Origin of the sequence: Sandarakinorhabdus cyanobacteriorum (genome assembly GCF_002251755.1) — a bacterium.
GTDB classification, from domain to species: Bacteria; Pseudomonadota; Alphaproteobacteria; order Sphingomonadales; family Sphingomonadaceae; genus Sandarakinorhabdus; species Sandarakinorhabdus cyanobacteriorum.
The window spans coordinates 52,761-72,363 of sequence record NZ_NOXT01000108.1 but is presented as its reverse complement, the minus strand read 5'-3'; the positions used below and the strand labels follow the sequence as shown (position 1 = coordinate 72,363).

Below are 19,603 nucleotides of genomic sequence, written 5' to 3'. Positions count from 1 at the left end.
GCCGCTATTGGCGAGGGGTTTTTGGAGGTGCCCATCTTGTCGCGCATCGCGCCGCCATGCTCAAGCCTTGGTCGCGCAAAGGGTTTTGCAGCAAAGATATGTTAGAACAAGCAAAGAATCGGCGATTTCCGATAAATGGAAATAATTGTCTGTGGGATTTGTAAACCGGAAAGATTGGTAAAGCATGGTTTCTGTGCGGCGTATTTTGAAAATATTGCATCAGGAGCGGCGCGGTTCTGCTGCGATGGAATTTGCACTCATACTGCCAATTTCGACGTTGATGATTTGTGGAACGTTGCAATATGGCGTTTTATTTTACACTTGGAACGTGGCGCTGAATGCAGCACGCAATGCGGCGCGGGCGGTGGCCGTTGGCCGCGCGGACACAAGCCTGGCCGCAACCATGATGACCGATGCGCTGCCGCCCTGGGTGAACGGCGGCGGCAGCAGCGGCAGCGAGGATGGCGGCGACCGCAATTGTGGCGGCGGCAATGGCGACGCCAACGACACGGGCGGATACGGTCCGGGGGGCTGCCAGGCGGGCAATGGTGACAACAGTGGCAACGGCGGTGGCAATGGTGGCGGCAATGGTGGCGGCGGTGACACCGCGGGCGATGGCGGTGGCAGCAGCGGGGGCGGCATCACCGCCGAGGTGATTGATGCGACCGTTGGCAATGAGGTGGTGGCGCGCCTGTCGTTCCCGTCGCGCATGGCCACCATGTTGCCGCTGGCCCCCATGCCGGCCAACGTGTCCGTTGAAGTGCGCATGGTGAAGGAGGCATGATGCGTGCCCTGGCCAGAGCCCGGCGCGGATCGATGGCCCCGGTGCTTGCCCTGGCGCTGCCCGTGCTGACCGCGGCGGTGGGCTTTGCGATTGACGGGGCGTTCCTGCAGCTGGCGCGGACCCGGCTGCAGGTGGCGGCAGATGCGGCGGCGGCGGCGGCTTCGCGGCAATTGCACACGAGCAGCGCTGCCCAGGCCGAGGCGGCGCGTGTGGCGGCCCTGAACCTGCCAACGGCCAGCCATGGCATGGTGGTGGCGGAAAGCGATGTCGAACCCGGACGTTGGGACAACAGCGCCGGCAGTTTCACCCCGGCGACCAGCAATCTGAACGCCGTTCGGGTGACAACGCGCTATGCCAGTGCCAACGGCAATGCCCATCGCTTGCTGTTTGGCGGTATCCTCGGCCTCGAATCGATGGACCTTTCGGCCAGCGCGACCGCGCTGTGCCCATCCAACCCCACGCTTTCGTTGATCGGTTCCACCCTGCCACAGCGAACCGCCGTGGTGACCATGGGCCAGGCCTGCTCACCCGGATCGGGCATGACCGGCACCTGTTATTTTGCAACGCCAGACGGCAATCCGATCGTGCGGGTGGACAATTGGAACGCCGCGCAAATCATCATCACCGTGCGCATCGTGTCGCCGATCCGATTTGCCGGCACATTCACGTTCACGGCGCCGGCCGCGGGGCAATTCTGGGTGGTGGTGCCGGGCGTCCGGATGAACAGCGCCGCCAGTGGCGCGCCGGTTGAGAATATCGTCTTCCGCCTGCAGAGCAGCTTGCCGGTGGTGCCCTCCAACCGCATCAACACCACCGGGACCGCCACCTACAACAACCGCTTCAACACATCGCCCAACTTGCCCGGCAGCGCGCTGTGCGCGACGTCCGCCCAGGCCGCGGCCAGCCGGCTGGTGGGGTGATCAGGCGCGATACTGGCTGCGGCCATCGACCACGGTTTCCTGGATCGGCACATCCTTGATGCGGTCGGGCTTGATGCTGGTCAGGTCTTCGGCCACCACGACATAATCGGCGAGCTTGCCGGCGGTGAGGCTGCCCTTGATCGCCTCCTCCCTGGCGGCCCAGGCGCCGTGCAGGCTGTTGATGCGGATGGCTTCCAGCACGCTCACCCGCTGGTTGGCGCCCCAGGTCTCGCCATTCCAGCCGGTGCGGGTGACCATGCCCTGGATTCCCATCAGCGGCGCGAACGGGCCGGGGAAGAAATCGCTGCCGGCGCACACCTTGATGCCGGCATCAAGGAAATCGCGGAAGGCCATGGCATTGGCCATGCGGTCTGCCCCGTAAAAGCCGAACTTGTCGCTGTTGTAATAGGCGTAAGAGGTGAACGGCGCCGGCACCGCGCCCAGGGCCGCCATGCGTTTCAGGATGCTGGCGTTGACGAGGGTGCAATGGGTGATCTTGGGCCGCAGATCCTTCACCGCCAGCTTGGCCTGGGCGCGTTCGAAGGCGGTCAATGCCATGTCGATGGCGACATCGCCATTGGCGTGGATGTTGGGCTGGATGCCGGCACGGACGACCTTTTCCACCCAGGCATCGAGCACGTCCTGCGGTTCGGTGACATTGCCATAATAGGGCGGGGTGCGGCCAGCATAGGGGGTGGAGAGCGCCATGGTGCGTTCGGAAAAACTGCCATCGGCCGTGTGTTCGGCCGTGGCGCCCAGCCGGATCCAGTCATCGCCAAATCCGGTCTTGAGGCCGGCGGCGATCATCTGGTCCACCATCGGGCCCCAGGCTTCATAGCTGACCCGGTGGGTGAGCTGGCCTGCGGCGCGCACATCCTGGATAGCGGCGAGATCGCCGCCCTGGTGGTGGACGCTGGTGAGGCCATAGCGGCTGAAGGCGGCGCTGATATGGGCGATGCCGGCACGGGCGCGTTTGGCTTTTTCAGCGGCGTCGATGCGGGGGCGCTGGCCATGGCGGGCGACCAGTTCGATGGCATTGTCGGTCAGGCGGCCGGAACGGCGGCCGTCGGGCAGGCGATCGATGGTGCCGCCGGGCGGATCCGGCGTGTTGGCGTTGATCCCGGCCAGGGCGAGCGCGTGGCTGTTGACGAACACCGTGTGGCCGCCGCGGTGGCGCACCATCACCGGGTGGGTGGTGGAGACCTTGTCGAGATCATCGACGGTCAGCTGGCGGCCATCCTTCAGCTTGGTGTCGTCGTGGAAAAAGCCTTCCACCCAATAGCCCGGCGGGGTTTGCGCCGCCTTGGCCTTCAGCTTGTCGATGATGGACTGGATGGTGACGAACTCCACCTCGAACGGGTTGCCGACGAGGGTTTCATAGAGCAGCACCTCGCCGATCGGGTGGTTGTGGCAATCGATGAAGCCCGGCACCACGCAGGCGCCCTTCAAATCGATCATCCTGGTGGCCTTGCCGGCCAGCCCGCGCACATCATCGCCGCCCACTGCCATGATGCGGTTGCCCTTGATCGCCATGGCAGTGGCGTTCGGCTGCGCGTCGTCCATGGTGATCAACCGGCCATTGAACAGGATTGTATCGGCATCGCGATCATGCGCCGCGGCGCGCGCGGCCCAGCTGGCCCAGAGTGCGGTCGCGAGCAGTTGCCGTCTGTCCATGGCCTGTTCCCCCTTTTGCCGATGGTGATGATTGCGCCGATGAGCGGGCGCGGCAAGTCCTTCCCCAATCCGCCAGTTTTGTGCGCGGGCGGCTCAGCCCACACTGGCCGGGCAAAGGGGAGGATGACCCATGGATTTCGCACTGCCGGCTGACCTGAAGGCCTATCTGGCCGAGCTTGACGCCTTCATCGCGGCCGAGATCAAGCCGCTGGAACAACAGGACGACAATATCCGCTTTTTCGACCATCGCCGCGAATGGGCACGCACCGATTTCGAGCATGGCGGGCTGCCGCGGCGGGAGTGGGAGCTGCTGCTGCGCGAGGCGACGATCCGGGCGGACAAGGCCGGGCACTGGCGCTTTTCGGCGCCGAAGAAATATGGCGGCAAGGATGGCAGCAATTTGTGGATGGCGGTGATCCGCGATCATTTCGCTGCCAAGGGCCTGGGATTGCACAATGATCTGCAGAATGAACATTCGATCGTGGGCAATTTCCCCTTTGTCGCCATGTTCGAGACCTTTGGCACCGAGGCGCAGAAACAGGAGTTCATCCTGGGCGGCTTTGCGCGGGAGCGGATCACCGCCTTTGGCCTGACCGAACCCAATCACGGCAGCGATGCGACCCACATGGAAACCCGCGCCGTGCCGGAAACCCGCGATGGCGTGGACGGCTGGCTGATCAACGGCGAGAAAATGTGGACGACGGGCATGCATGTGGCCACCCATTGTGCCACCTTTGCCCGCACCAGTGGCAAGGATGGCGCGGCGCGTGGCATTTCCTGTTTCCTGGTGCCCACGGACACGCCCGGTCTGAAGGTCGAGGAATATCTGTGGACCTTCAACATGCCGACCGACCACCCGCGGGTGAGCTTCACCAACGTGTGGGTGCCCGACACGACCCGGCTTGGCCCGCCCGATGGCGGCCTGGCGCTGGCGCAGAGTTTCGTGCACCAGAACCGCATCCGGCAGGCAGCCTCGTCGCTCGGCGCAGCCACCTTCTGCGTGGAGGAGAGCGTGCGTTATGCGCGGGAACGCAAGCCCTTTGGCGAGCCGCTGTCGAAGAACCAGGCCATCCAGTTTCCACTGGTGGAGCTCGCCACCCAGTGCGAGATGCTGCGCATGCTGATCTACAAGACCGCGTGGGAGATGGACAACATGCCCCACGAGGCGATCGAGAGCCAGCTTTCCGACAAGATTTCCATGTGCAATTACTGGGCGAACCGGTTGGTGTGCGAGGCGGCCGACCGGGCGATGCAGGTGCATGGCGGCATCGGATACAGCCGGCACAAGCCGTTCGAGCATATCTTCCGCCACCACCGCCGTTACCGCATCACCGAGGGATCGGAAGAGATCCAGATGCGCAAGGTGGCGGCCTATCTGTTTGGTTATCTGGGGCCAAGGAAGGCATTGTTTGCCGATTTGTGAAGCGGTGATCCTCCCCCCTTGGGGGAGGTGCCCGTAGGGCGGAGGGGGCGGCCAGGGCCGTGCTTGGCGGCCCCCTCCGTCAGCCTGCGGCTGCCACCTCTCCAAGAGGGGGAGGATTGGGGATTGGCTTTCCATCGGCGGGCATCCATGCCAATCAATCCGCCATGAAGCTGGGCGTCTGCTGGTATCCGGAACAATGGCCTGAAGCGCTGTGGGCCAGCGATGTGGCGCGCATGGCGGCGCTGGGGCTGCGGTTCGTTCGGATTGGCGAATTTGCCTGGAGCCGGATCGAGCCGGAGCCGGGGCAGTTCGAATGGGACTGGCTCGACCGTGCGGTTGATCTGGCCCATGCGGCCGGGTTGCAGGTGGTGATGGGCACGCCGACGGCGACGCCGCCGAAATGGCTGGTGGATGCGCATCCGGAGATTCTGGCCAGGGGGCGTGACGGCCAACTGCGCGGCTTTGGTTCGCGAAGGCATTATTGTTTTTCGTCAGACGTCTATCTGGAACAGGCGAAGCGCATCACAGCGTTGATGGCTGCGCGCTATGGCCGCCACCCCGCCGTGGTCGCCTGGCAGACCGACAATGAATATGGCTGCCACGACACAGTGGTGAGCACATCGGATGCCGCCAAGGCCGGGTTCCGGCGCTGGCTGGCCGACCGTTATGGCGATGTCGCGGCGCTGAACGCGGCATGGGGGCTGAGCTTCTGGTCCCAGGAATATCGCAATTTCGACGAAGTGGATGCGCCGTTCGGCACGGTGACGGAGAGCCACCCGGCGCACCGGCTGGATTGGCAGCGCTATTCATCGGCGATGGTGGAGCGGTTCAACGCGGCGCAGGTCGAGATTTTGCGGGCTGCCTCGCCGGGGCGGGACATTGTCCACAACTTCATGGGCCTGTTCACCGAATTTGACCATTATGCCGTGGGCCGCCAACTGGATGTGGCGACGTGGGATTCTTATCCCATCGGCTTTCTGGGGCAGGGGCCGTTCACATCGGCCGACAAGGCGCGCTATCTGCGCACCGGCCACCCCGATCTGACCGCCTTTCACCACAGCCTGTATCGCGCCTGCGGGCGCGGGCGCTGGTGGGTGATCGAGCAGCAGCCGGGGCCTGTGAACTGGGCGGCATGGAACCCGGCGCCGGCCAAGGGCGCCGTGGAGCTCTGGGGTTGGGAGGCGGTGGCACAGGGCGCGGAGCGGATGAGCTGGTTCCGCTGGCGCCAGGCCCCGACGGGGCAGGAAGCCATGCACGCCGGGCTGAACCGGCCGGACAATCAGCCGGCCGCCGCCTGGCCGGAGGTGGCGGCGTTGGCGGCCGGGTTGGCGGCGCTGGGGCCATTGCCGGCGCGCGGGCAGGCCGATGTGGCGCTGCTGTTCGATTATGACAGCGTGTGGGCGGTGCAGAGCCAGCCGCAGGGGCGCGATCAGGATGCGCTGGCCACGGCGATGGCCTGGCACACGGCGGCGCGGCGGCTGGGGCTGAGCGTTGATGTGGTGCCGCCCGATGCCGATCTGGCCGGATACCGGTTGGTGCTGCTGCCGGTGCAGGTGGTGGTCGATGATGGCTTGGCGCAGCGGCTGGCGGCGAGCGGCGCGCAGGTGCTGGCCGGGCCGCGCACCGGCAGCAAGACGCGCGATTTCGCCATTCCGCCGGCCTTGCCGCCCGATGGCTTGCAGGCGTTGATCGACATCAGGGTGGCGCGGGTGGAGAGCCTGCCGCCGGGGATCAGCCTGGCCGTGGGCAATGGCGGGGTGGTGACCGGCTGGATGGAGGATGTGGAAGCGGGGGAGGGCGTTGCGGTGCAATCCCGCCTCGATGACGGGCGCGGCCTGTGGTTTGCGGCGGGCCGGGCGCATTATCTTGCCGGCGGGGTGGATGCGGGCCTGCTGGGCCGGGTGATGGCCGAGGTGGCGGCGGCGGCCGGCCTGGCGGTGCAGGACCTGGGCCCGGATGTGCGGGTGGAGCGGCTGGGCGACCTCAGATTCCTGTTCAACTATGGCCCGACGGCCGTTGATCTGCCAATCTTGCCGATCATCGGCAGCAACCCGGTGCCACCGGCCGGGGTTGCCATCTGGAGGGAAGACGCATGAGCCTGATCGCGGTTCGCAAGGGGGCCCTGGCCGAAACCGAGGTGCTGGCCGATGCCGGCGCCGCCGCGCCGGGCCAGGCGCGCATCATCGTCGAGCAGTTCGCGCTGACGGCCAACAATGTCACCTATGCCGTGCATGGCGAGGATTTCGGTTATTGGAATTTCTTCCCGGGGCCAGATGGCTTTGGGGTGGTGCCGGTGTGGGGCTTTGGCCGGGTGGAGGACAGCCAGGCTACGGGCGTTGCGGCCGGCGACCGTTATTTCGGTTACTGGCCGATGGCGGGTGCCGCGCTGGTGCAGCCGGTGGCGGCGAGCCGGGCCGGCTTCACCGATGGCGCCGCCCATCGCGCCGGGCTGCCGCCCTTCTACAACCGCTACACCGCGGCGAGCGGCGATTGGGGTAGCGAGGAATTGCAGAGCCTGTTCCGCCCGCTCTATGCCACCGCCTTCCTCATCGATGCGTTGATGGCCGACCGGCCGGTGGACACGCTGCTCTTGTCATCCGCTTCGTCGAAGACGGCGCTGGGCGTGGCGCAGGCGGCGCAGGGGCGGCAGCGCGTGGTGGGCCTCACCTCGCCGGCCAATCGCGATTTCTGTGTGGCCACCGGCTATTATGACCAGGTGCTGAGCTATGCCGAGGTGGGGGATGTGCTGGGCGAGACCATCGCCTTCATCGATTTTTCCGGCAATGGCGCCGTGCGCCACGATGTGCACAGCCGGCTGGGCGGGCGGCTGAAGGAAAGCCATGTCGTGGGCGACACCCATTGGCAGGAAGGCAATGTTGCCGAACTGCCCGGCCCGGCGGCGGAATTGTTCTTTGCGCCATCGGTGGCGCAGGCGCGGGTGGCAGAATGGGGCCCGGCCGGCTTTGACGCGCGGCTCTCCGCGGCATGGCGGCGCTTTGCCGACACGCTGGGCTGGCTGCGCATCGAGCGGGTGAGCGGCCGGCACGAAGTGGCCGATGCCTGGGCCGATCTGGTGCGCGGACGCATCGATCCCAGGGTGGGGATCATTGCCAGCCTGTAATTGTTAAGCCGCCAGAAAGCCGGGTTGTGCGATGCCCTGGCCATGGTTTCGCAACGGACAATCTGTCGCAAGCAGGGTGCTTGAGTGGCCTCGCGCCCGCGCGTAAAGCGCGTCCCTCAACGGCCTGGCCTGCAAGCCCGGGGCCTGACCAATTTGCCGGCCTCCTCCATGACCGGCGCAAGGGAGAATGACATGAAGCTGCTGGGTTTTGTCGCTGCTGCCCTGGTGATCGCCGCTCCGGCTGCCGCCAAGGAAATCACCGTGAAGATGCTCAACAAGGGCAAGGAAGGCGCCATGGTGTTCGAGCCGGGCTTCATCAAGGCCGCCCCTGGTGACACCGTGAAGTTCGTGGCCGCCAACCCGGGCCACAACGCCCAGACCATCCCGGGCCTGCTGCCGGCCGGCGAAGCCGAGCAGAAGGGCGCCATGGGCAAGGATTTCGTGCTGAAGGTTGGCAAGCCCGGCCTGTATGGCATCAAGTGCCTGCCGCACTTCTCCATGGGCATGGTTGCGCTGGTGCAGGTCGGCAACGGCCCGTCGTCGAACCTCGCTGCCGCCAAGGCCGTGAAGCTGTCGCCGCTGGCCACCAAGCGCATGACCGCCTATCTGGCCCAGGCCAAGTAAGTTTTCAGTTTCCGCTGAACGACGGCCGGGGTGGCGACACCCCGGCCGTTTTCGTTTTTCGGGTTGTTTTGCGTTGGTGGGGTGCCTCGACAAGCTCGGCATGAGCGGGGTTGGTGCCTCTGATTCAAGCCCAAAGCCGCTCATGCCGAGCTTGTCGAGGCACGCGCCCGCTGCGCCGCAGGGCCGGGTTACAGCCCCGCCGCCTTCAGCATGGCTGAACCACCAGCCTCGGCATCGTCGCTGCCGGTGCGGAAGAAGGCGAACAGCTCGCGCGCGGTGCCGGCGGGTGAGGCGGGCACGGCGTGGACCGGGCGGGCGGCGAATTCGGCGGCGTCCACCAATGCTTCCAGCTGGCCGCGATGGGCGCACAGGCGGATGATGTCGCCATCGCGCAGGCGGGAAATCGGCCCGCCGCCGTTGGCTTCGGGGCAGAGGTGGATGGCGGCCGGCACCTTGCCCGATGCGCCCGACATGCGGCCATCGGTGACGAGGGCAACCTTGAAGCCGCGATCCTGTAGCACGCCCAGCGGCGGGGTCAGCTTGTGCAGTTCGGGCATGCCATTGGCCTGCGGCCCTTGCCCGCGCACCACCACCACGACATCGCGGTTGAGCTCGCCCGCCTTGAACGCGGCCTGCACCGCCTCCTGATCCTCGAACACGCGGGCGGGGGCCTCGATCGTCCAGCGTTCTTCATCGACGGCGCTGGTCTTGAAGATGGCGCGGCCAAGGTTGCCGGTGACGAGACGCATGCCGCCATCGGCGCGGAACGGGTTGGCGACGGGGCGCAGGATGGTTTCGTCACGGCTGGCCGGCACGTCGACCCAGGTCAGCTCACCATCCACCATCTGCGGATCGCGGGCATAATCGGCGAGGCTGGTGCCGCCGACGGTCGGGATATCGCCGTGCAGCAGCCCGGCATCGAGCAGGGTGCGGATGGTGAAGGCCATGCCGCCGGCGGCGTGGAACTGGTTCACATCGGCGGCGCCGCCCGGATAGACACGGGCGATCAGCGGCACCGCTGCGGAGAGTTCATCGAAATCCTGCCAATCGATATGGATGCCGGCGGCCCGCGCAATGGCGGGCAGGTGGATGGCATGGTTGGTGGAACCACCGGTGGCGAGCAGGCCGACCGCGGCGTTGACGATGGCGCGTTCATCCACGCACTGGCCGAGCGGGCGTTCCTCGGGCTGGCCGATGGCGATGGCGGCCAGCCGGTGCATGGCGGCGCGGTTCAGCGCGTTCCTGAGGCCGCTGCCGGGGTTGGCGAAGGCGGCACCGGGGATGTGCAGGCCCATCACCTCCATCATCATCTGGTTGGAATTGGCGGTGCCATAGAAGGTGCAGGTGCCGGGGCTGTGATAGGAGGCGCTTTCGGCGTCGAGCAGTTCCTGGCGGCTGGCCTTGCCCTCGGCCGCCAGCTGCCGGATGCGCTGCTTTTCCTTGTTGGGCAGGCCCGATGGCATCGGCCCGGCGGGCACGAACAGCGTGGGCAGATGGCCGAAGCGCAGGGCGCCGATCAGCATGCCGGGCACGATCTTATCGCAGATGCCAAGCAGGGCCACGGCCTCGAACATGCCGTGGGAGAGGGCGACGGCGGTGCCGAGCGCAATGGCATCGCGGCTGAACAGCGAGAGTTCCATGCCGACCTGGCCTTGCGTGACGCCATCGCACATCGCCGGCACGCCGCCGGCAACCTGGGCGGTGGCGCCAACCTCGCGCGCGAACAGCTTCAGCTGGGGCGGATATTGGCCGTAGGGCTGGTGGGCGGACAGCATGTCGTTGAAGGCGGTGACGATGCCGATGTTGACGCGGGCGCCGGCCTTGATCGTGGCCTGATCCTCCAGAGCGGCGGCAAAGCCGTGGGCGAGGTTGGAGCAGGACAGGCGCGGCCGGCCCATGCCAGCATCGCGTTCGGCGGCAATGAGATCGAGATAGCGGCGGCGGTTGCTGCGGCTTTTTTCGATGATGCGGTCGGTCACGCGGGCGAGGGTGGGGTGCAGAGTCGTCATGGGTGCAACTTAGGCGCGAAAAAGCCAAATGGGCAGAGGTGAATAGCTATGCATTGACGCTTTGACCGCCAGCGGGCAGCAAAGCCGTGGGGGAATGATGGCAAACACGAAGCGCGAACTGGGCCTGATGGCCGCTCTGGCCCTGGTGGTCGGCAACATGGTGGGATCGGGCGTGTTCCTGCTGCCCGCCACGCTGGCGCCGCACGGCTGGTCGGCGATGGGCGGCTGGATGATCGCGCTGGCAGGCACGCTGGCGCTGGCCGGCTGCTATGCCGCGCTGAGCCGGCAGATGCCGGGCACCTGCGGGCCGCATGCCTATGTGGAGACGGCCTTTGGCCCGCGCAGCAGCTATATCGCGGCGTGGAGTTACTGGATTGGCGTGTGGGTGGGCAATGCCGCGCTGGCGGTGGCGGTGGTGTCCAACTTCACCGTTTTGTGGCCGGCACTGGGGCAGGACCCGCTGCTGAGCGCGGTGATGGCGGTGCTGGTGCTGGTGCTGGTGACGCTGATCAACCTGGCGGGCGCGCCGGCGGCGAGCTTCGTGCAGGTGGCGACGACGGGGTTGAAGCTGTTGCCTTTGCTGGCGGTGCTGGCGATTGCGGCCTGGCTGCTGGCCACGAAGGGCGCGGCGGCGGTGGTGAACCCGCCCCAGGCCATGCACGCCGATGGGGTGATCACCTCGGTCACGCTGACGATGTGGGCGTTTCTGGCGTTTGAAAGCGCCACGGTGCCGGCCGACAAGATCAGGCGGGCGCATGTGACCGTGCCGCTGGCGACCATGCTGGGGCCGCTGTTGGCCGGCGTGCTGTACAAGGCGATTTCGGCGGCGATGATCGCGCTGGTGCCGGCCGATGCGCTGGCCGGCAGCAATGCGCCCTTTGCCGATTTTGCCGCGCCGTTCATCGGTGGGCAGGCAGCCGCGCTGATCGGGGTGTTTGCGGCGATTTCGGCGCTGGGCACGGTCAATGGCCTGACGCTGACAGTGGCGGAACTGCCGCGCGCGCTGGCGCTGGCCGGGCAGTTTCCGACGCGCTTTGCCGTGCTGAACAAGTCCGGGGCACCGGCGGCGGGGCTGATCCTGTCGGGCCTGTTGCCAGCCGGGCTGGTGCTTTTGAACATCGATCGCAGCCTGGCTGGCCTGTTTGAATTCACCATACTGGTCGCCACGTCGGCCATGCTGATCGGCTATCTGGCGGTGGCGGTGGCGGCGGTGAAGCTGCTCAAGGGCTGGCTGCGGCTGGTGGGGGTGCTGGGCGTCGTCTATTCGCTGTTCGCGCTCTATGCTGCCGGGCTGGAGCCCAATTTGTGGTGCATCGCGCTGGTGGCCGCCGGGGTGCCGGTGCTGCTCTACAGTCGGCGGTAGCGGCGGTCGGCCAAAATTTCCCGAGCCGCGTTGTGGCCGGGCGCGCCGGTGACGCCGCCGCCGGGGTGGGCGCCGCTGCCGCAGAGATACAGGCCCTTGATCGGCATGCGGTGATCGCCGTGGCCGAGCACGGGGCGGGCGGCCCAGAGTTGATCGAGGCTGATGCGGCCGTGGAAGATGTCTCCGCCGATCAGGCCGAACTTGCGTTCGAGATCCAGTGGCGAGTGGATCTGGCGGGCGAGGATGCTGGATTTGAAATTGGGGGCGTGGGCGGTGACGGTGTCGATGATCAGATCGGCGACGATTTCGCGCGCATCATCCCAGCTTTGGCCATTGGGGAGGGTGGGGGCGAATTGCTGGCAGAACAGGCTGGCGACATGGCGGCCGGGCGGGGCGAGCGTGTCGTCCAATGTTGAGGGGATCAGCATTTCGACAATTGGCGCGCGCGACCAGCCGTGGGTTTTGGCGTCGGTGAAGGCGCGGTCCATATAATCGAGGCTGGGGGCGATGATGATGCCGGCGCCGTGGTGGGGGCCTGGTTCGGGCAGGACGGAGAAGCGCGGCAGTTCGGACAGCGCGACATTCATGCGGAAGGTGCCGGAGCCGGCGGCATAGCCATCCATCGCGCGGGCGAAATCGGCCGGCAGATCGGACCGGTCCACCAACTGGCGGAACAACAGGGCGGGGCCGGCGTTGCTGGCGATGACGGAGGCTTCCAATGTGCGGCCATCGGACAGGGTGACGCCAACCGCTTTGCCGCCGGCCACGTTCACCCGCGCGACCCGCTCGTCGAGGCCGATGGAGACGCCGGTCCCCGCGCAGGCCCTGGCCATCGCCTGGGTGATGGCGCCCATGCCGCCGATGGCATGGCCCCAGGCGCCTTTCACCCCGTTCACCTGGCCGAAGACATGGTGGAGGAGGACATAGGCACTGCCTGGCGTGTCGGGGCTGGCATAGTGGCCGACGATGCTATCAAAGCCCAGCACCGCCTTGATCGGATCGCTTTCAAACCAGCCATCGAGAAATTCGCGCGCCGAGCGGGTGAACAGGGCGAACAGGTCGCGTTGTTCGTCCGCCGACAGCCCCAGCAGCGGCCAGCCCTGGGCGGCGAGTGCGGCCATGCCCTTCAGCCCGCGCCCCGGCGGGGTTTTCAGGGCGAGGCGGCGCATCTGATCGGCCAGCACCTCGAGCCGCGCGTCATAGGCGGGCAGGGCGGCGGCGTCCTTGGCCGAGAAGCGGGCAACTTCGGCCTGCGTCTGGCCGGCGCCAACCTTCAGATAATCGCCGTCGAGCGGCAGGAAATTGTTGAGTGGGCGCAGCACCACCCGGAGGCCGTGATCGGCCAGCTTCATGTCGGCCGCGACCTTTTCCTGCAGCAGCGAGACGGTGTAGCTGGCGGTGGAATTGCGGAAACCGGCTGCGAATTCTTCGGTGACGCAGGCCCCGCCCACCACATCGCGCGCCTCGCAGATATGCACCTTCAGCCCGGCGCGGGCGAGATAGAAGGCCGTCACCAGCCCGTTGTGGCCGCCGCCGATGATGATCGCGTCGAAGCGCATAACCGTTTCCAATGTACGGCAGACTCCAACCGCGTCAATCGCCATGCCATCTCGGCTACAAAATCGGTTGTGCGCCCTGTGGCTCATTGACATGATAGCAAATTGCCAGTTGTCGAGAGCCTTTCATAAGGAACAGATGATGTTCAAGGCGCTTTTGAATTTGATACGCGGATACACAACGGAATATAATGATTTTGAAAGAGCCATTATTACCGCAGTTGCTCGAGGTTACACGCCAAAGGTTAGAACAGCGGGTCAATTTGATCAACAGAATTTATCGCCTTGATGGCGGAAGAGAGATAATCGGTTATCATGTGCGGCGGCGCAAATCAGTGCATCTTGACGAGTTGCGGCTTACACTCGCCCCTGGGGAAGTATTGCTCGCCCGTTTCACGATCCACGCCACGTCTCCGATGTCAAATCTGAAGGGAAAGATTGTACTGGTGAACGGCCAGTTTTCGTTCATCAATTTCAATAACCCGACCGAGCATGCAGATTTGGCCGAAGTCAAGCTTATCGAAGTGAAGATCGGAAAGACATTTGATCCTGACGCCTGAGGATCGGTGAAATTCCCGACGGGTTTACCCGCCGCCGCACCCCATTGCAACGCCCGCCGCTTCCGCTATGCGGAAAGGCAAGGGAACAGGCGGGGAGGCCGGGGCTTGAGCGGTTCAGACGAGACCATCGACGATGTGATCGACCCGAAGCGGGATCGGTTGGTGATCGTGGCATCCAGCCTGGGCACCGTGTTCGAATGGTATGATTTTTTCCTCTACGGCATCCTCGCCAGCCTGCTTGGCAAGCTCTTCTTTGCCACCGGCAACCCCACCACCGAATTGCTGTTCAGCCTGTTCGCCTTTGCCATCGGCTTTTTCTTCCGGCCGCTGGGCGCGCTGGTGTTCGGCTGGTTTGGCGACAAGGTCGGGCGCAAATATACCTTCCTGATCACCATTGCCATGATGGGCGGGGCGACGGCCTGCATCGGCCTGTTGCCGACCTTTGAACAGGCCGGGATCATGGCGCCGATCCTGCTGCTCACCCTGCGCACCTTGCAGGGCCTGGCGCTGGGCGGCGAATATGGCGGCGCTGCGATTTACGTGGCGGAGCATGCGCCCAAGGGCAAGCGCGGCGCCTATACCAGCTGGATCCAGGCGGCGGCGGCCGGCGGCTTCATGCTCACCCTGGCGGTGGTGCTCTCCACCAAGGCCATCATTCCGGAGGCGGAATTTGCCGCCTGGGGCTGGCGCGTGCCGTTCCTGGTGTCGCTGCTGCTGCTTGGCATTTCGATCTGGGTGCGGATGAAATTGTCGGAAAGCCCGGTGTTTCAGAAGATGAAATCGGCGGGCACCACATCGGCCAACCCGTTCAAGGATGCACTGCAGGCGCCGGGCAACAAGGGGCGGCTGCTGGTGGCGCTGGCGGTGTCGGCCGGGTTCACGGTGATTTTCTACACCAGCCAGTTCGGCACGCTTTATTTCCTGCAGAACACCGCGCGCCTGCCGGAAACGGAGGCGCTGCTCTATCTGGCGGTGGGCGTGGCGGTCTCAGCGCCGGCCTATGTGTGGTTTGGCGGGCTTTCGGATCGTTTCGGCCGCAAGCAGGTGCTCAGCGTGGGCTTTGCGCTGACGCTGGTGGCGCTGTTCCCGATCTTCAACCTGATGGCCAAGGGCGCCAATCCGGCGCTTTCGGAAGCCATGGCGACGGCGCCGGTGACGGTCGATCTGCCGGCGTGCGAATACAACATCTTCCTGAAGCAGGAGGCCGAGTGCGGCAAGGCGCTGGAATGGCTGACCAAGCGCGGCGTTTCCTATCAGAAACGCGATGCCGATGTGCTGGCGCTGAACGTGGCCGGCGCGCATCTCGAAGGTTTTGACAAGGACAGGTGGGGCGCGGCGCTGAACGCCGCCGGCTGGCCGGAAAAGGCCGATCCCGATCGGATCGTGGCCTGGCAATTGCTGTTGGCGGTGATGGCGATCGGGCTTTTGAGCGGCTGGACCTATGCGCCGATTGCGGCGCTGTTGGTGGAAATGTTCCCGGCGCGGGTGCGCTATACCTCGATGTCGGTGCCCTATCACATCGGCACCGGCTATTTCGGCGGGTTTCTGCCGGTGGTCTCGCAATATATCGTCGTGTCCACGGGCGATGTGTTTGCCGGCCTGTGGTACACGATTGCGGTGGTGGTGGTGGGCCTGATCGTGATGCTGCTGTTCCTGAAGGATACGCGCGGCATCAACATCCACGATTGAGGTGCACCGATGAGCGGACCGCTGGCAGGCTATCGCATTGTTGATTGCTCGCAGATTGTCTCCGGCCCGATGGCGGCGACGATGCTGGCCGATCAGGGCGCCGAGGTGATCAAGGTGGAAAGCCCCGGCGGCGATCCGGTGCGCACGCTGGGACCAAAAAAGGGCGATCTTTCCAGCATGTTCATTGCCGTCAACCGCGGCAAGCAGGGCCTTTGCCTCGATCTGAAATCCGCCGATGGGGTGGCTGTGCTGGAACGGTTGATCGCCACCGCCGATGTGCTGATCGAGAATTTCCGGCCCGGCGTGATGGAGCGGCTCGGCCTGGGCTGGGCGCATATCCGCACGCTCAATCCGCGCATCATCTATTGCAGTATCACCGGTTTTGGCCCGGATGGGCCGTATCAGAATGTGCGCGTCTATGATCCTGTCATCCAGGCGGTGTCGGGCATTGCGGCAAGCCAGGTCGACAAGGAGGGCACGCCCGGCCTGGTGCGCCACCTGGTGGCAGACAAGGTGACGGCGTTGACGGCGGCGCAGGCGATCACCGCGGCGCTGCTGCGGCGGGAGCGCGGCGGGCCGGACGCTGCGGGTGAGCGGGTGGAGGTGGCGATGCTGGATGCCGCCATCGCCTTCAACTGGCCCGACGGCATGTACAACAATGCCTTTCTGGACGACGCGCCGGAACGCTGGCCCGAATATGGCGCGCAGATGCGGTTGTGGAAGGCGGCCGATGGCCAGGTGGCGATCGGCGCGCTGCAGACCGCCGAGTTCGTGGCGCTGACCCGCAGCCTTGGCCGCGATGATCTGGCCGAAGACCCGCGCTTTGCCACCACCGCCGGCCGCATCAAGCACCAGCGCGAATGGGCGCCGCAGGTTTCGGCCGAGATTGCCCGGCGCACCCGGGCCGAGCTGATGGCCGGATTCGTCGCCCATGGCGCGGTGGGTGGGCCGGTGGTGCGGCTGGAGGATGTGCCCGATGATGCCCAGGTGCGGCACAACCGCATCTGCATCGAGGTGGCGCATGATGACGCGGTGGGCCGGGTGCGGCAGGCCCGCGCGCCGGCGCGTTTTGGGGCGCCGCTGGACCCGCTGGGCCCGGCCCCACATCTGGGGCAGCACAGCCGGCAGACGCTTGCCGCCCTGGGTTATGATGATGCCGCCATTGCCGCCCTGGTGGCGGCGGGCGCCGTCAAGGGCTGATTGCCACTGGCCGGGCCGGCATGGCTCTTGCATCATCACAACCGGGCCTGCGCTGATTCTGCCATTGCAGCCGGGCCCCGGCCTTCCCATATCGGGAGGCGATGCGGGGCGGCGTGTGCGGCCCCAGTGGAGTGAACATGACCAATCAGACCCTGCCCGTCTTGCCCCTGCGCGACATCGTGGTGTTTCCGCAAATGATCGTGCCGCTGTTTGTTGGCCGCGAGAAATCGGTGAGCGCCCTGGAAGCCGCCATGCAGGATGGCAAGATGGTGTTCCTGTTGAGCCAGAAGAACCCGGGTGACGAGGATCCCGGTGCCGACCAGCTCTATGATGTGGGCACCATCGCCACGGTGCTGCAGCTGCTGAAGCTGCCCGATGGCACGGTGAAGGTGCTGGTGGAAGGCCAGAGCCGCGCCGGGCTGGTGGCGCTGGATGCCAGCGGCGACCATCTGGTGGCCGAGGTGGCGGAGCGTGCCGATGTGCTGCGCGACGAGAGCGAGGTTTCGGCGCTGCTGCGTTCGGCCCAGAAGCAGTTCGAGCAATATTTGAAGCTGAACCGCAAGGTGGCGCCGGAAATTTCCAACCAGATCAGCGCCATCGAGGAGCCGGCGCGCTTTGCCGACACGGTGGCGGCCAATCTGGGCCTGAAGATTGCCGACAAGCAGAGCCTGCTGGCCGAGCCCGATGTGGGCACGCGGCTGGAGAAGATCTTTGCCTTCATGGAGGGCGAGCTGGGCGTGCTGCAGGTGGAGAAGAAGATCCGCACGCGCGTCAAGAAGCAGATGGAGAAGACGCAGCGCGAATATTATCTGAATGAGCAGATGAAGGCCATTCAGCGCGAACTGGGCGAGGAGGACGAGAAGGACGAAGCCGCCGAGTTCGAGGAGAAGATCAAGAAGACCAAACTTTCCAAGGAAGCGCGCGAGAAGGCGCTGGCCGAGCTGAAGAAGTTCAAGGCGATGGCGCCGCAATCGGCGGAAGCCACGGTGGTGCGCAATTATCTCGACACGCTGCTGGGCCTGCCGTGGGGCAAGAAATCGAAGATCAAGAAGGACATTGTGGCGGCGCAGACGGTGCTGGACGCCGATCATTATGGCCTGGAAAAGGTGAAGGACCGGATTGTCGAATATCTGGCCGTGCAGGCGCGCACCAACAAGCTGAAGGGGCCGATCCTGTGCCTCGTCGGCCCGCCCGGCGTGGGCAAGACCAGCCTGGGGCGCAGCATTGCCAAGGCGACGGGGCGCGAGTTCATCCGCCACAGCCTGGGCGGCGTGCGCGACGAGGCCGAGATCCGGGGCCACCGCCGCACCTATATCGGTTCGATGCCGGGCAAGGTGATCCAGAATCTGAAGAAAGCCGGCACGTCCAACCCGTTGTTCCTGCTGGATGAGATTGACAAGCTGGGCCAGGATTTCCGCGGCGATCCGGCCTCGGCCCTGCTGGAGGTGCTGGATCCGGAACAGAACAAGGCGTTCAACGACCATTATCTGGAGGTCGATTACGACCTGTCGGACGTGATGTTCGTGACCACGGCCAACAGTTACAACATGCCCCAGCCCCTGCTGGACCGCATGGAGATCATCAGCCTTTCGGGTTACACCGAGGATGAGAAGGTGGAGATCGCCAAGCGCCACCTGATCGAGAAGCAGTATGATGCGCACGGCCTGAAGAAGGACGAGTTTGCCGTGGCTGATGAGGCCATTCGCGACCTCATCCGTTATTACACGCGCGAGGCCGGGGTGCGGAAGCTGGAGCGCGAGATTGCCAAGCTGGCGCGGAAGGCGCTGCGCCGCATCCTGGAGGGCAAGGACACGAGCGTGACCGTGACCTCCGAAAACCTCGCCGAGTTTGCCGGGGTGCGCAAGTTCCGCTTTGGCCTGGCTGACAGCGAGGATCAGATTGGTGCGGTGACCGGCCTGGCCTGGACCGAGGTGGGCGGCGATTTGTTGACCATCGAGGCGGTGACCAGCCCCGGCAAGGGCAATATCAAGACGACCGGCAAGCTGGGCAGCGTGATGACCGAATCGATTTCGGCGGCGCTGTCCTTCGTGCGGGCGCGGGCCACCCATTATGGCATCAAGCCCAGCCTGTTCGAGAAGAAGGACATCCATGTGCACGTGCCGGAAGGCGCGACGCCCAAGGATGGCCCGTCGGCCGGCATCGCCATGGTGACGGCGATCATTTCCACCCTGACCGGTGTGGCGGTGAAGCGCGACGTGGCGATGACCGGCGAGGTGACGCTGCGCGGCCGGGTGCTGCCGATCGGCGGCCTGAAGGAGAAGTTGCTGGCGGCGCTGCGTGGCGGCATCACCACCGTGCTGATCCCGGCCGAGAATGAGAAGGACCTGGCCGACATCCCCGAAAATGTGAAGCAGGGGCTGAAGATCGTGCCCGTGGCCCATGTCGATGAAGTGCTGGCGCTGGCGCTGACCCAGCCGCTGGTGCCGATCGAATGGACGGAGGCCGACGAGAAGGCGGTGCAGCCGGCAGCGGCGGTGGCGGCCGAACCGGCGGTGCGGCACTGATTTTGTTGATTGGGCGTGATGCTGGGGCTTTACAGCGCCCGCCATCTCGCCTAATCGGCCGCTCCGCACGCGGAACATCGGGCGCGTAGCTCAGCGGTAGAGCACTGCTTTCACACGGCAGGGGTCACAGGTTCAATCCCTGTCGCGCCCACCAT

At 65.5% G+C, this 19,603-nt stretch carries 14 protein-coding genes and 1 tRNA gene; 12 read left to right on the top strand and 3 right to left on the bottom strand.

What is annotated here, in order from left to right; genetic code table 11:
* Positions 1–184 precede the first annotated feature (184 nt).
* Complete coding sequence (locus CHU93_RS08840) at positions 185–784, top strand: TadE family protein (RefSeq protein ID WP_094473724.1); 600 nt, start codon at positions 185–187, stop codon at positions 782–784.
* Entirely contained in the window at positions 781–1,704 is a 924-nt protein-coding gene (locus CHU93_RS08835) for a TadG family pilus assembly protein (protein ID WP_094473723.1), read from the top strand. The genes CHU93_RS08840 and CHU93_RS08835 overlap by 4 nt, the downstream gene beginning before the upstream one ends.
* Here the strand turns inward: CHU93_RS08835 and CHU93_RS08830 are convergent, their stop codons facing one another.
* Positions 1,705–3,378 (bottom strand): amidohydrolase, encoded by a 1,674-nt coding sequence (locus tag CHU93_RS08830; protein ID WP_094473722.1) that lies wholly within the window; start codon positions 3,376–3,378, stop codon positions 1,705–1,707.
* A gap of 130 nt (positions 3,379–3,508) precedes the next feature.
* On the opposite strand from CHU93_RS08830, the gene CHU93_RS08825 reads away from it, so the two are divergent.
* The 4 genes from CHU93_RS08825 to CHU93_RS08810 all read left to right on the top strand — a co-directional run bounded on the left by CHU93_RS08825 (position 3,509) and on the right by CHU93_RS08810 (position 8,546).
* Positions 3,509–4,801: an acyl-CoA dehydrogenase family protein gene (locus CHU93_RS08825; protein WP_094473721.1), complete on the top strand. Its 1,293-nt coding sequence runs from the start codon at positions 3,509–3,511 to the stop codon at positions 4,799–4,801.
* Positions 4,802–4,965: 164 nt separating this feature from the next.
* A complete protein-coding gene (locus tag CHU93_RS08820; RefSeq protein WP_094473720.1) occupies positions 4,966–6,897 on the top strand; it encodes a beta-galactosidase in 1,932 nt (643 codons plus the stop codon).
* Positions 6,894–7,922 carry a DUF2855 family protein gene (locus tag CHU93_RS08815; RefSeq protein ID WP_094473719.1) on the top strand — a complete coding sequence of 343 codons (1,029 nt, stop codon included), beginning with the start codon at positions 6,894–6,896 and terminating at the stop codon, positions 7,920–7,922. The genes CHU93_RS08820 and CHU93_RS08815 overlap by 4 nt, the downstream gene beginning before the upstream one ends.
* A 192-nt stretch (positions 7,923–8,114) precedes the next feature.
* Entirely contained in the window at positions 8,115–8,546 is a 432-nt protein-coding gene (locus tag CHU93_RS08810) for a pseudoazurin (RefSeq protein WP_094473718.1), read from the top strand.
* Positions 8,547–8,734: 188 nt separating this feature from the next.
* Here the strand turns inward: CHU93_RS08810 and edd are convergent, their stop codons facing one another.
* Positions 8,735–10,555, bottom strand: coding sequence for a phosphogluconate dehydratase (edd, locus tag CHU93_RS08805; RefSeq protein ID WP_094473717.1), 1,821 nt, complete (start codon positions 10,553–10,555; stop codon positions 8,735–8,737).
* Between the two features lie 94 nt (positions 10,556–10,649).
* Here edd and CHU93_RS08800 point away from each other — a divergent pair, with 94 nt between their 5' ends.
* Positions 10,650–11,918, top strand: a complete 1,269-nt coding sequence (locus tag CHU93_RS08800; RefSeq protein ID WP_094473716.1) for an amino acid permease — start codon at positions 10,650–10,652, stop codon at positions 11,916–11,918.
* On the opposite strand, the gene CHU93_RS08795 is transcribed toward CHU93_RS08800, so the two are convergent.
* On the bottom strand, positions 11,903–13,477 hold the full coding sequence (locus tag CHU93_RS08795; protein ID WP_094473715.1) for a phytoene desaturase family protein: 1,575 nt from the start codon (positions 13,475–13,477) through the stop codon (positions 11,903–11,905). The genes CHU93_RS08800 and CHU93_RS08795 overlap by 16 nt on opposite strands.
* A gap of 188 nt (positions 13,478–13,665) precedes the next feature.
* Between CHU93_RS08795 and CHU93_RS17305 the strand changes: the two genes are divergently transcribed.
* From CHU93_RS17305 to CHU93_RS08775, 5 genes are all read left to right on the top strand, one after another.
* The gene (locus tag CHU93_RS17305; RefSeq protein ID WP_133064359.1) at positions 13,666–14,034 is read left to right on the top strand and encodes a hypothetical protein; all 369 of its coding nucleotides are present in this window, start codon (positions 13,666–13,668) and stop codon (positions 14,032–14,034) included.
* A gap of 105 nt (positions 14,035–14,139) precedes the next feature.
* Entirely contained in the window at positions 14,140–15,723 is a 1,584-nt protein-coding gene (locus tag CHU93_RS08790; protein ID WP_094473714.1) for an MFS transporter, read from the top strand.
* A 9-nt stretch (positions 15,724–15,732) separates the two neighbouring features.
* Complete coding sequence (locus CHU93_RS08785) at positions 15,733–16,923, top strand: CaiB/BaiF CoA transferase family protein (protein WP_094473713.1); 1,191 nt, start codon at positions 15,733–15,735, stop codon at positions 16,921–16,923.
* A 137-nt stretch (positions 16,924–17,060) separates the two neighbouring features.
* A complete protein-coding gene (gene lon, locus CHU93_RS08780) occupies positions 17,061–19,448 on the top strand; it encodes an endopeptidase La (RefSeq protein WP_094473712.1) in 2,388 nt (795 codons plus the stop codon).
* Between the two features lie 79 nt (positions 19,449–19,527).
* Positions 19,528–19,602 (top strand) — tRNA-Val (locus tag CHU93_RS08775).
* Position 19,603 lies beyond the last annotated feature (1 nt).